Raw genomic sequence first — 12,576 nt, 5'->3', positions numbered from 1 at the left:
TGGTATCTAGCGACACCACTTTACCGTCGCCTTCGAACGTGTCGTTACCTAAGACCTTGATGATGGTTGGCGTGTCTTCTACAACCGTCGCTTTGTCTGCCACGATGTCCGCCACAGGCGCAACCGTGAAGTTTACGGTTTGGCTAATGCTTTCGCCGCTTGGATCGGTAGCTTTAAACGTTAGGATTTCTGAGCCGTTCCAGTCTGCCGTTGGGCTAATGGTCACGATGCCATTTTCAATCGAAACCAACACGTTGCTGTTGCCAGACACTGAGAATTCTAGCGAGGAATCAGAATCTTTGAATACTTCATTCAAGTCGATCGTGTATGCATCGAAATCTTCCGATAACACTTGGTCTGCAATGGCATTTTCAACAGTCGGTGCATCGTTAACACGATTCACAACCAAACTGTCACTGTCGCTAGCCGTTGGATTTACACCATCCGACACTGACGCGCTGATAGCCAGGTCTTTAAGGTTGAGTTCATCGTTGTTAACCGCGTCAACACCCGCTTGAGTCAACTTGACTTCATTGCCAACCAACACGAAGTAACCGTTTGAGTTATTTTCTAAAGAAACGGTTAATTGGTCTTCTGGCGTGTCAGTATCGCGAACCGTTAAGGTTGCGACTACCGTATCAGTGCTCACTGCATCTTCAGTGATGCTCTCTACTGCATCAACCTTGATGGTTGGCGCATCGTTAACACGATTCACAATCAAACTGTCACTGTCGTTAGCTGTTGGATTAACACCATCCGATACTGACGCACTGATAGTCAGATCTTTAAGGTTGAGTTCGTCGTTGTTAACCGCGTCAACACCCGCTTGAGTCAGCTTGACTTCATCGCCAACTAACACGAAGTAGCCGTTTGAGTTATTTTCTAAAGAAACGGTTAATTGGTCTTCAGAAGTGTCAGTATCGCGAACCGTTAAGGTTGCGACTACCGTATCAGTGTTCACTGCATCTTCAGTGATGCTTTCTACTGCATCAACCTTGATGGTTGGCGCATCGTTCACTGGATTTACTGTAACAGTTACTTTCGCTTCGTCGGTCAATTGACCGTCCGTTACGGTGTAGGTGATTTCAGCCTGGCCATTGAAGTTTTCTGCCGGAGTGAAGACGAGTTTGCCATCAACGATCTCGACTTTACCTTGTGCTTCAGGAACAGACGCAGATTGGATCGACAACTTATCGCCATCGATGTCGTTGTCGTTTGGCAGGACATCAATCGTCACTGGTGTGTCTTCGTCAGTAATCGCCGTGTCATCTTTTGCCACTGGCACGTCATTCACTGGTGTCACATCGACGTTCACCGTGGTGGACTCACTGACGCCACCGGAAGTGACGATGTAGGTGAAGCTGTCTGCACCGTGGTAGTTGTCGTTTGGCGTGTAAGTCACGCTGCCGTCAGGATTGATCGAGACCGTGCCGTTGGCTGGGCCGTTATTGGTATCTAGCGACACCACTTTACCGTCGCCTTCGAACGTGTCGTTACCTAAGACCTTGATGATGGTTGGCGTGTCTTCAACGACCGTCGCTTTGTCTGCCACGATGTCCGCCACAGGCGCAACTGTGAAGTTTACGGTTTGGCTAATGCTTTCGCCGCTTGGGTCTGTAGCTGTGAACGTAATTGTCTCTTTGCCATTCCAATCCGCAGTCGGAGTGATGGTAGCAACACCATTCACAATAGAAATTTGGATGCTGTTATTGCCAGAGACTGAGAATTCTAGCGAGGAATCAGAATCTTTGAATACTTCATTCAAGTCGATCGTGTATGCATCGAAATCTTCCGATAACACTTGGTCTGCAATGGCATTTTCAACAGTCGGTGCATCGTTAACACGATTCACAATCAAACTATCACTGTCGCTCGCCGTTGGATTAACACCATCCGATACTGACGCGCTAATAGTTAGGTCTTTAAGGTTAAGTTCATCATTATTAACTGCATCAACGCCTGCTTGAGTCAGCTTGACTTCATCGCCAACTAACACAAAGTAACCGTTTGAGTTGTTTTCTAAAGAAACGGTTAATTGGTCTTCTGGCGTATCAGTATCACGAACCGTTAAGGTTGCGACTACCGTATCAGTGCTCACTGCATCTTCAGTGATGCTTTCTACTGCATCAACCTTGATGATTGGCGCATCGTTTACTTGATTTACTGTAACAGTTACTTTCGCTTCGTCGGTCAATTGACCGTCCGTTACGGTGTAGGTAATTTCAGCGTCACCATTGAAGTTTTCTGTCGGAGTGAAAACAAGTTTTCCATCCACCACTTCAACCGTACCCTGCTCTTTAGGAACAGAGGCTGATTCAATACTCAGCTTATCGCCATCCACGTCGGTGTCGTTAGTCAGTACATCAATGGTAACTGCGGTGTCTTCTTGTGTAGATACAGTGTCATCAACGGCAACAGGACTGTCATTTACAGGCGTAACCGTAACAGTCATGTTCGCTTCGTCCGTCAAATCGCCATCAGTTACGATATAAGTGATGGTTGCTTCACCGTTGAAGTTCTCAGCTGGCGTGAACACCAGTTTGCCGTCGACAATGTCAACTGAGCCTTGCTCTGAAGGAACTGATGCTGATTGAATACTGAGTACGTCACCTTCAACATCACTATCATTGACTAAAACATCAATCGTAACAGCGGTGTCTTCTTCTGTCGTAATTACATCATTTTTTGCGTTTGGTGCATCATTGATAGGCAGAATATCGAGATTTGCAGAACCAGATACCACTAGGTCTTCGTCATCAATAATGTCGAAAGTGAAAGAGACTTCTGTGTCATCATCGATTTGCGGAGTGAAAGTCCACGTGCCATCACCATTGTCGACAAGAGTGCCATTCCCTTTATCGATAATGAGGTTCTCAACAGATAATGTGTCTTTGTCTTCATCATCAACATTTGACAGTAACTCTTCCGTCGTAATGATGATTGAACCACCGTCCTCTTCAATCGCATCAAGAGTAACTGGCGTTGTTGCCAAAGGTTTATCAGTGCTATCAGCACTCGTTTGAAGATTACTTCGGAATAGATCGTTCAGTGCTAGAACTTGTGTTTGCGATAGTCCTAGAGACTCAATACCAATGGTTTCAAAACTGGTGGATGCCAAGAGTTCAGTACCATCGCGAACAATTGTCGCACTGGTTTGCAGACTAGAGCCGCCGTTCTCACCAGCTGCTGGCGCAAACTCTTCATCTACAGCAGAAGGGTCTTGTCCTTGTTCGATTGCACTAATAATTTGTAAAACATCATCAGTGACATCTTTAGAACCCTGCTCTTGAGTCAATTGCACGTTTAAATCCAGAGGGCCAACATCTGTTGATGTCACAACCACTTCTCCTGGTAGTGGCTGTTGTCCCTCCGTTAGTACTCTCAGCTTCCCATCTAATCCTATTACAACGACTTGATTGCCGAGTGAAACTAACGCTGTACGATCCATATAAAACTTCACCCCAAATTACTGTCAACTTTTTGACTAACGATACTAATTTGCTATATATTGCCCGAATATATACTGCAATAACAGTAATTTGATGCCTATTTTCAACTTATAAGTCACAATTTTCCCATATTGTCGATTTTCAGTTGGTGGGTGATTTAGATCTCTGTATAAGCAACTATAAATGTAACAAAACCAAATAAAGGTGATATTAGTTCGAAGTTAAGCCCCGAGCAGGCGTATTTTCGTATCACTTTTGAAACACATTCTAAACAAAGCGATTGGTTACATCGTCGATTATTAGTGGTATTGTGCGCTAAATTATTGACGCCCTTATAGGTATTCCACTTATAAGCCCTCTCGCCTCGAGAAATTACATAACCATCTAGGAGAATCACAGTGAAGTGGACTCGTGCCAACGCCTTTTGTATTGGTGTATTCGCCGCTAGTCATGCTTTTGGGCAAACACTAGAGCAAGCCGTAGAAAATACGCTAAAAACAAATCCCGATATTAAAAGCGCGTTCAATGAATTCGTTAGCAAGCAGTATGTGAATGAAGCATCTGGCGGTGCTTACCTCCCTTCCGTCGATCTTGACGCAGGTATCGGTTACGAAGGTATAAATCCTGCAGAATCAGGACGAGACTCAACCGATCTGACTCGTAAAGAAGCCACTATCACTTTAACGCAATTGATTTGGGATGGCTCTGCCACTCTTAATGATATGGACCGTACTGCTGCAGATGCAGAATCTGTGCGATACCAACTACTTGCGGATGCGCAAGACACTGCGTTGGAAGTGACTAAGGTGTACTTAGATTCCGTTAAAGCGTATGAAATTCTTTCTCTTTCAGAGAACAACCTGAAAGTTCATAAGAAAATTTATGAAGACATTAAAAAACGTGTCAACTCAGGTATCGGCTCGACCGCAGACCTGACTCAAGTTGAGGCGCGTTTAGCAAAAGCGCACGGTAACTTAGTTGCGGCTCAAAATAACCTGTTTGATAGCCAAACGATGTTTACGCGTCTTGTCGGACAATCGCCACAAGGATTGATCTTCCCACGCGCGGATCAAAACTTCATCCCATACACAATCGATGAAGCGATTGACTTGGCATTTGAATCTCACCCTGTCATCAAAATCTCGGTTGCAGATGTGGATTCAGCTAAGTTCCAGTACAAACAATCGAAAGGAACTTACTACCCGACCATTTCTGTAGAAGCAGCACAAACATGGCGCAACGATGCCGGCGGTATTGAAGGCAGCAGCGATGAAACGACAGCAATGCTTCGAATGCGTTACAACTTGTTCAACGGTGGTAGTGATGTTGCGAACGCAGAAAGCTTTGCATATCAGTTAAACAAAGCGAAAGATCTACGAGAGCGCGCATACCGAAATGTCGAAGAAGGACTTCGCTTGTCTTGGAGTGCGTTAGATTTAACTCTGCAACAAAAAGAGTTTTTAGCTGACCACGTAGACTCAGCTTCTGAAACGGTCATTGCTTACGAAAAGCAATATCGCATTGGTAAGCGTACTCTACTTGACCTTTTAAACACTGAAAACGAACTGTTCGAAGCAAGAAAGAACTATTTAGACGCTAAATACGCGGAACAATACGCGAAGTACCGAGTGATGAATGCTACGGGTCAACTGTTGAATGCCTTGCGTGTTGATGTACCAACAGAATGGAACCAGAAGGTGGAGTACTAATCATGAAACCGATGAAACTGCTATTGGCATTAAGCGTTATCGCCGTTACGCAACAAGCAATCGCTGAAGATGAGTACGATTACCGTGCATTCCCTACCGCAGAACAAATTGCTGACTTACAAGACGAAGATAACGACGGTGTTATTAACGCTCGCGACCTATGTCCGGGGACGCCAGCTGGCTCTGAAGTTGACAATGATGGCTGTGGCGAATACATCAAAGCATCTGAGAAAATGCAGGTTCGTGTGCTATTTGCCAACGATTCTGATGAGATCAATCCGGTATTTCGTCGTCAAATTCGTGAGTTGTCTGACTTCTTGAAGGATTACCCAACGACCTCGATTGAACTACAAGGTTACGCGAGTAAAACAGGTGGTTCAAAACACAATCAAGATCTCTCTGAACGACGAGCGAAAAACGTGCGTGACGCGCTATTAAGTTACGGTATTGAACCAAATCGCGTTCGCATCATTGGTTTTGGTGACACACATCTAGCAGAGCAAGGCACCGATCAGGTAAGTCACGCACTTAACCGCCGAGTGACCGCATCTGTTGTTGGTTACAAGGGTAAAGTTAAAAAAGAGTGGACGATCTTTACGACGCTTCCTGAAGCAGAAAGCTAATCTAAACTTTTACACTCTCACATCGCACTCAGATTTGACAAAAGGAGCTTCGGCTCCTTTTCTTTTCATAGTGGCTTGAAGCCGTATTATGCTTTAGGAATCGGCGCTTTAGTGGTAATCTAGCGGCGTCATAACAATGAGAGTTTTGAAATGAGCAAACTTACATCAGATATCCAAGCAAACCTTGATCTTTTCGTAGCAGAAACGAAAGAAAACCAACTCGTTTGGGGTCTACGCAATGAAGAAGGTTGGTTGTCTTGCGATTCAACTGAGTTCGAAAATAGCGAAGTAATGCCTTTCTGGTCTTCGAAAGAAGATGCTGAAGCGCACAACGTTGAAGAGTGGGCAGATTTTACTGTTCTTGAAATTCCACTAGATATCTTTGTAGAAGATTGGCTTCTGACTCTTGCTGAAGACGGCGTTCTTGTTGGTACAAACTGGAATGATCAGCTAGAAGGCAAAGAAATGGAGCCTCAAGATCTAGCGAAGCTATACGTAGACTAATCGCGTTGACCTCGGCACTTGTGCCGGGGTTTCTATTCCCTCCCCTAATTCTCAACACAAATATCGACCCACTTCATAGTTTTTCCATTCAGTATTGTTTATTCACTTCACGTGGTCACATCGCCTATAAGATAATGGGTATAACATACTGAAAAGATTATATAAGAAAAACACAAGGCTACTTCCTTATGCGCGCGCTGTCTCCTTTGCTTGCGTCACTGCTTTTTTGCAGTCAAATATACGCAAGTGACTCTACCGAGATTGAACACACCCAAAACTTTACGCAATGGCACGCTGTCTATCAAACAACGTTACACAACGATGCGGCTTCTGCTCTTAGCATGCTTCAAGACCGTTATCATACTTCCGTCTCTGACAGCGAGAGACTTTACGTCAGTGGGTTGATTTATGAATACATGGCTAACATCAAGCAGCCTTATTACGGAAGTAGCCAAATCTTAAACAATGATTTCGCGAAGTTAGAATCTGAGTACATTCTCGCTTTAAACGAACGTAAACATGGCAGTTATGACGCTTCTGTTGCCAGTTTCAGCTCGTTAAGGCAAAAGATGAAACAAAATGGTAACGTGGAAGGTAAAGCGTTGATGAATTACCAACTTTGCTACACGCTAAACCAGCAAGGCCGTTACCACAAGGCAAACTTCTTTTGCTCATCTCTCGAAAGCCATTTAGACGATAAGCACGCAGAAGTCTTTCCTGCAGACTTGGCGTTGCGAGTCGTAGCGAACAACTACAATTATCGCGGCGACTACGAAAAAGCTCTGAGCTTGTACCGCCGCCTGCTTGCCAATATGTCTTATCAAAGCGACCCATCTGGTATTTATAACGATGTCGGCAATTTACTCGCCGAATTAGGACAGTTTGAGCAATCGGAGCAATACCTCATCCAATCCTTGCTTGCGCGCCAACTTGAGGAGGCCCCACTCAAAGTGGCGCAAGTCGAACACAGCCTAGCTCGGATGTATAACAAATCGAAAGATTTCGATAAGGCCATTAACCACTACCAGAATTCATTGAAAATCTTGGAAGAGCTCCACTATCCGTATGGACAAGGCTTGGCGTATTTGGGGCTTGCTTCCGCTATTGCTGAAATTGGCAACCTTGAACAAGCCGTCAAATACATTAACAAAGCACTCGGTTTGGGCGAGCGATACGAAAACAACCATTTACAAACCGAGGGGCATTTAGCCGCTGGTTTTGCTTATCTGAAAAATGACGCGCCAGAAAAGGCGATCGAGCACGGTAAAGAAGCGTTCACACTAGCAATGGAAAATTCAAGGCCATTGCTACAAGCGAGAGCACAACTGTTGCTGTCCAATGCTTACCAAAAACTTGGGGATTACAAAGCGGCGCTAAGTCACTATGAAGCGTATTCTACATTAGAACTAGATAACCGAGATACTAGCAACATCAAGGCAATGGAAGCTCTCGACCTCACCAAAAATGAGTACGAATACGAACTGCAACTGATCAAACTTGCGAACGAGCGGAATTTAAAGCAGAGCGAGTTTGAAAAGCTTACAGATCAAAAACGCGCGTACAATTTTGTGGTTGCCTGCTTAGTGCTTCTTTTGGTATTGGCAATAATGGCTCAGCGACAAACTCGAAATAAAGCAAGGATAGACAGTTTAACGTGCGCCTTAAATAGAACAGCGATCATTGAGACCATCAAAAGCCAAACCTCGAAAACTCATCAAGAGATGCGATATGTTCTGGCTTTAGTTGACTTAGATAACTTTAAAGCCATCAATGATACCTACGGCCACCCTACAGGCGATTTGGTTTTGAAACACGTTTGTCAAAGCATCCGCGTAAAACTCAACAAAGGTGAATACATCGGGCGTTTAGGTGGAGAGGAATTTGTTCTTTTACTCAAAAACGTTGATGAAATTGATGTACCTTTCCGAGTTCAAAGCTTGCATAAAACCATTTCGGAAAAGCAAATCAAAACGGAAAGAAATGAAGACCTTCGTGTAACGGCAAGCTTGGCCTACCTATCGACATCAATGCCACTCACCAACTTCGATGAGCTGTACTCGATATTAGACCAAGCTTTGTATCAGGCTAAGAGAAATGGCAAGAACGCGGTTGTTGATGCGTACAATGAGCCAATTAACCTGAGTTCAGAATTTGCAAATTCGTGAAGGTCTGTTTACAGACCTTCTGATTCCTGCTTTTGAACCAAAGATTTCATAACTGCATCTTTGTTATTCAAGTAATCATCGAGCCCGGCTTTGCGTAAATCACACGATGGGCAATCGCCACAACCATCACCGATGATGCCGTTGTAGCAAGTTAGCGTGTTTTCACGAACCAGTTGCAACGCATTGTATTGATCCGCTAACGCCCATGTTTCTGCCTTATTGAGCCACATCAGCGGTGTTTTGATCGTCAAAGCTCGATCCATACCTTTAACCAGCGCCGTGTTCATTGATTTCACAAAATCATCTCGGCAATCTGGGTAGCCACTAAAGTCCGTTTCACACACGCCCGTAATCACCGTATCGGCACCGATTTGGTAAGCATAAATGCCAGCAAGAGTTAAGAACAAAATATTACGGCCAGGCACAAACGAATTCGGCAAGCCATTCTCTTGTAATTCGTGAGAAACAGGGATGTCATCACGCGTCAGAGAGCTGATAGCAAGTTCATTCAGTAAACCGACATCCATCACTTTATGCGCTTTTACACCAAGGTCTTTGGCGATCTTTTGCGCAACTTCGATCTCCAGTTTATGACGTTGGCCATAATCAAAAGTGATTGCATGTACTTCATCAAACTCTTTAAGGGCTTGTACGAGACAGGTTGTCGAGTCTTGTCCGCCACTGAAAACAACAACAGCTTTTTTCATTTTACTCTCCGAGCTTAAGCAATACTTAGGTATTTATGAGTTTGAATAGATAGACGCCAATTGCGCGCGATGCACGTTTCGATACACAACTGAGTTGCGCGAGGCTTCTGGCTGATTGGTTGTAAAGCGATCACCGTTTCTGTCTTTATATCAGCGTTTGCAAGTAGTTCATCAAGATGATCGATGTCTTTTTGCGTACCGACTGGGTGCTTGATTTCATTGGCACGCTCCAAAGCACTTTTCAGTACGGGCAATTTACCTTTCATCGCCACTTTTGGTGACACTGTCACCCACGTTTTTTCAGACGTGACGACTTCTGATGTCCCACTGGTTTCAATCTGGCACTGACAGCCCATATCTTCAAACGCTTTGCTCAACGGACGCAAATCGTAAATGCACGGTTCACCACCAGTGATAACAATATGCTTCGCATTGAAGCCTTGCTGTTTGTATTGTTCTACGATGTCTTCAGCCGATGCCGTGCACCAAGTCGGAGAATCTTCCGTCTTCACCAAAATATCACCAATAGGACGCTGATCCTTTTCTTCGGCATCCCACGTTTGTTTTGTATCACACCAACTGCACCCTACTGGGCACTCTTGCAAGCGAACGAAAACGGCAGGAACACCAGTAAAGATCCCTTCCCCTTGGATGGTTTCAAACATCTCATTTAGCTTATACAACGCAGAACTCACTTAACTCATAAAACTTCGAGGCGAAGACCTTAATGGAGAGGCGTGTCTAGGTCAATTCAAACCAAAAATTAATTGTTAAAATAGCCCATTTTGTAGTTTCATACTCAGGTTCCCATTATTTTAAGGTAAGTAAAGATGTACAAACTGATCGCCCTAGACATGGACGGCACGTTATTAAACAGTGACAAAGCGATTTCAGAAGAAAACAAACACGCTATCGCGAAAGCTCGTGAAGCTGGCGTTACTGTCGTTTTGGCTTCTGGCCGCCCACTTGAAGGCATGCAGGCAAAATTGGATGAGCTGAATATTCATTCCGATAAAGATTTTGTCCTTTTCTACAATGGTTCTATGGTTAAAAATGTAGGTACAAACGAAATTATCCACCAGCAAATCATTGATGGTAAGGCAGCTAAATTAGTCGCTCATAAAGCGAAAGAACTAGGCGCTTATGTGCACGCATTCAGCCAAGTGCACGGCTTGATCACTAATGAGAACAACCCATACACTGACATCGAAGCCAACATTAATGGCTTAGACGTGACAGAGATGAATTTTGAATCGCTAGAAGATGATCATCCAATCATCAAAGCAATGATGGTTGCCGAGCCAAGTAAACTCACCGAGGTCATCGCTGCGCTTCCACCTGAAATGCGTGAAGAGTTTACAGTTGTTCAAAGTGCCCCATTCTTCCTAGAGTTTCTTAACCCAGCGAGTAACAAAGGCATCGGAGTTGCAGCGATTGCTGAGTACTTAGGAGTTCAACCAGAAGAAGTGATCTGTATGGGTGATGCTGAAAATGACCACCACATGCTGAAGTATGCAGGCCTTGGTATCGCGATGGCAAATGCGATGGAAGAAACCAAGAAAATCGCAGATTACATCACTGAAAGTAACGACGACCACGGCGTAGCGAAAGCAATTGAGAAATTTGTTCTTAGCGCTTAGCTCTAGCTTTATAAAAGTAGCTTGATAAAAATAGTTTTACAGAAGCCAGTACCTAAAACACAAAAAGCCTCGCGAATTGCGAGGCTTTTTACTTGATACCGAAGAACTTATTATTCTGACAGTTTGAGCTCTTCTTGGTACTGATTTTGATGAGTCAATCTTCTTGCCATAAAGATGAACAACAGCATCAATATCGGATAGTGGAACGTCATAAACACCAATGACCAAAAACCGCTGGAAGAGACGCTCGTCGCAGCAAACAAATACACCTGCTGAGTCAATATCAACGCCAAAGTGACAAAAATCATCTGCTTACTGTTTAATCTCACCTGAGACTCCTTAAACGTAAGCACGAGTGCAGAAGCCGTGATCAACATCGCTAACCAGTTGCCAAACACAGGTAACGGCCAAATCACCGAAATAACGGCAGTCACTGCAGTCAACGTAAACCACACTCCTTTTGAGCTGAGGAGTTGATCAACATTGACCTCTGGATTCGTTTCCAAACGTAATACGTGCCAAGCAACCAAGATGCCCAACAAGGCACCCAGTAACATATCAAGAATAAACGCAGAACCTAGGAAGAACTTGCACAGCATGACTATTAGCGTGATAGCGGCCATCAACACCGTGGTACTGTTAAATCCAAAGCTGTGCGTTCTTTGGAACAAAAATGTCAACACACAGAACCAAACCGCAATAGGCAAGCTTGGAAAACTAAAGCCGTAACTGTTTGGAAGTTCCGCCATAGGCACGTACACATGCGGCCTTGGTAGAGAAAATCCCTGCTGTGCCACCAAAACCATTAAAGATGTCGCGGTAATGGCGAAGAACAGTCGGTACACAAAGCGACTATCAAAGCGCATCATGACGAACGGGAATAAAAACAGCAAAATAGTCGGCGTCGTCAGCTCCATCACTACGCTTGCAAAGTCGTACGCGGCTTTGTAACTGTTGTCTGAAAGCTCACCAATCCAACCTTGTAGTTCCATCACCCAAGAGAGCTCGACCTGACGGAATGTAGGTGCAGACTCAATTAGCTGTGTAACGTAAGAAACCGGCTGGTTTGTTGCATTAGCAAAAAGGTTAACAACTTCTGGCCATTGAGCCGGATAGCGATATTGAGATGCCGTAAGTTCACTTGGATTGAGCAGCATGGCAGAAGCCACTTCCACACCGTAATGAGGCGCAAACCAAGAAGGCAGCTCGTTTCCACCCAATGAGTTATTCATAGAAAAGGCGATAACTTCAGAATCAGATACACAGTCGAACAAGATCGCAGTTGAGGTTCTACCCAACTCATTACCGACAGTTACTGCAAGCCCCGTTTCTTCCCACGTTTCTCGTTGCGCGGCAATTTCTGGAGATTCACCTTCAATAATAGTACCTCCCGGCAAGGAGATTTTGTTGGTGAGAATTTCATGAACCAGTACAAGCTTGTCGTCGGCTCGAACAACACAGAGCGCGCCTTTAATTCCATTCAATGACGCACCGGATACCGATTTTGCCATTGTCATTGAAGACGTAGAAAGCAAAGCAGAAAAGAGAGTGAGAAAAAACAACTGTCTCAGCACAAGATAAACCTTTAATGAAGAGAATAATGACCAATGCATGATGGCAGTATTACCAATATTTTTCGACATAAATTAAGTAACGAGTTATGCATATGATGCACAAGTCAAAAAAGTCATCGGAGAAAATTCTTAATGTAAATCTGACAAAAATCAGACAAAACGTGAAATATTGATCGCAATTCTGCCAGTTATATAAGCAAACTGT

General features: G+C 44.2%; 9 protein-coding genes. 5 read left to right on the top strand and 4 right to left on the bottom strand.

What is annotated here, in order from left to right; genetic code table 11:
* On the bottom strand, positions 1-3,448 hold a 3,448-nt coding region (locus OU793_RS21335; RefSeq protein ID WP_274647830.1), incomplete at its 3' end, for a tandem-95 repeat protein.
* Between the two features lie 399 nt (positions 3,449-3,847).
* On the opposite strand from OU793_RS21335, the gene OU793_RS21330 reads away from it, so the two are divergent.
* The 4 genes from OU793_RS21330 to OU793_RS21315 all read left to right on the top strand — a co-directional run bounded on the left by OU793_RS21330 (position 3,848) and on the right by OU793_RS21315 (position 8,450).
* A complete protein-coding gene (locus tag OU793_RS21330; RefSeq protein WP_005464216.1) occupies positions 3,848-5,158 on the top strand; it encodes a TolC family outer membrane protein in 1,311 nt (436 codons plus the stop codon).
* 2 nt (positions 5,159-5,160) lie between these two features.
* Positions 5,161-5,781 (top strand): OmpA family protein, encoded by a 621-nt coding sequence (locus tag OU793_RS21325; RefSeq protein WP_005477817.1) that lies wholly within the window; start codon positions 5,161-5,163, stop codon positions 5,779-5,781.
* A gap of 150 nt (positions 5,782-5,931) precedes the next feature.
* Positions 5,932-6,285 (top strand): DUF2750 domain-containing protein, encoded by a 354-nt coding sequence (locus OU793_RS21320; protein WP_005477755.1) that lies wholly within the window; start codon positions 5,932-5,934, stop codon positions 6,283-6,285.
* A gap of 188 nt (positions 6,286-6,473) precedes the next feature.
* Positions 6,474-8,450 carry a diguanylate cyclase gene (locus tag OU793_RS21315; RefSeq protein WP_140103923.1) on the top strand — a complete coding sequence of 659 codons (1,977 nt, stop codon included), beginning with the start codon at positions 6,474-6,476 and terminating at the stop codon, positions 8,448-8,450.
* 8 nt (positions 8,451-8,458) lie between these two features.
* Here the strand turns inward: OU793_RS21315 and queC are convergent, their stop codons facing one another.
* The gene (gene queC, locus OU793_RS21310) at positions 8,459-9,157 is read right to left on the bottom strand and encodes a 7-cyano-7-deazaguanine synthase QueC (RefSeq protein ID WP_017448988.1); all 699 of its coding nucleotides are present in this window, start codon (positions 9,155-9,157) and stop codon (positions 8,459-8,461) included.
* A 14-nt stretch (positions 9,158-9,171) separates the two neighbouring features.
* Positions 9,172-9,822: a 7-carboxy-7-deazaguanine synthase QueE gene (gene queE / locus OU793_RS21305; RefSeq protein WP_029785507.1), complete on the bottom strand. Its 651-nt coding sequence runs from the start codon at positions 9,820-9,822 to the stop codon at positions 9,172-9,174.
* 165 nt (positions 9,823-9,987) lie between these two features.
* On the opposite strand from queE, the gene OU793_RS21300 reads away from it, so the two are divergent.
* Entirely contained in the window at positions 9,988-10,797 is an 810-nt protein-coding gene (locus OU793_RS21300; RefSeq protein WP_024700633.1) for a Cof-type HAD-IIB family hydrolase, read from the top strand.
* Positions 10,798-10,907: 110 nt separating this feature from the next.
* On the opposite strand, the gene OU793_RS21295 is transcribed toward OU793_RS21300, so the two are convergent.
* Positions 10,908-12,371 carry a bifunctional NUDIX hydrolase/phosphatase PAP2 family protein gene (locus OU793_RS21295; protein ID WP_020840590.1) on the bottom strand — a complete coding sequence of 488 codons (1,464 nt, stop codon included), beginning with the start codon at positions 12,369-12,371 and terminating at the stop codon, positions 10,908-10,910.
* Positions 12,372-12,576 lie beyond the last annotated feature (205 nt).

The organism is Vibrio sp. VP6, from assembly GCF_028823755.1.
GTDB classification, from domain to species: Bacteria; Pseudomonadota; Gammaproteobacteria; order Enterobacterales; family Vibrionaceae; genus Vibrio; species Vibrio parahaemolyticus.
The sequence above is the reverse complement of the archived record's forward strand: the minus strand, read 5'-3'. Positions and strand labels throughout refer to the sequence as shown.

Excerpts from the sequence above, each read along its gene's own strand:
- OU793_RS21325 (WP_005477817.1), top strand. The coding sequence starts at position 5,161 with ATGAAACCGATGAAACTGCTATTGGCATTAAGCGTTATCGCCGTTACG.
- OU793_RS21320 (WP_005477755.1), top strand. The coding sequence starts at position 5,932 with ATGAGCAAACTTACATCAGATATCCAAGCAAACCTTGATCTTTTCGTA.
- OU793_RS21315 (WP_140103923.1), top strand. The coding sequence starts at position 6,474 with ATGCGCGCGCTGTCTCCTTTGCTTGCGTCACTGCTTTTTTGCAGTCAA.
- queC (WP_017448988.1), bottom strand. The coding sequence starts at position 9,157 with ATGAAAAAAGCTGTTGTTGTTTTCAGTGGCGGACAAGACTCGACAACC.
- queE (WP_029785507.1), bottom strand. The coding sequence starts at position 9,822 with ATGTTTGAAACCATCCAAGGGGAAGGGATCTTTACTGGTGTTCCTGCC.
- OU793_RS21300 (WP_024700633.1), top strand. The coding sequence starts at position 9,988 with ATGTACAAACTGATCGCCCTAGACATGGACGGCACGTTATTAAACAGT.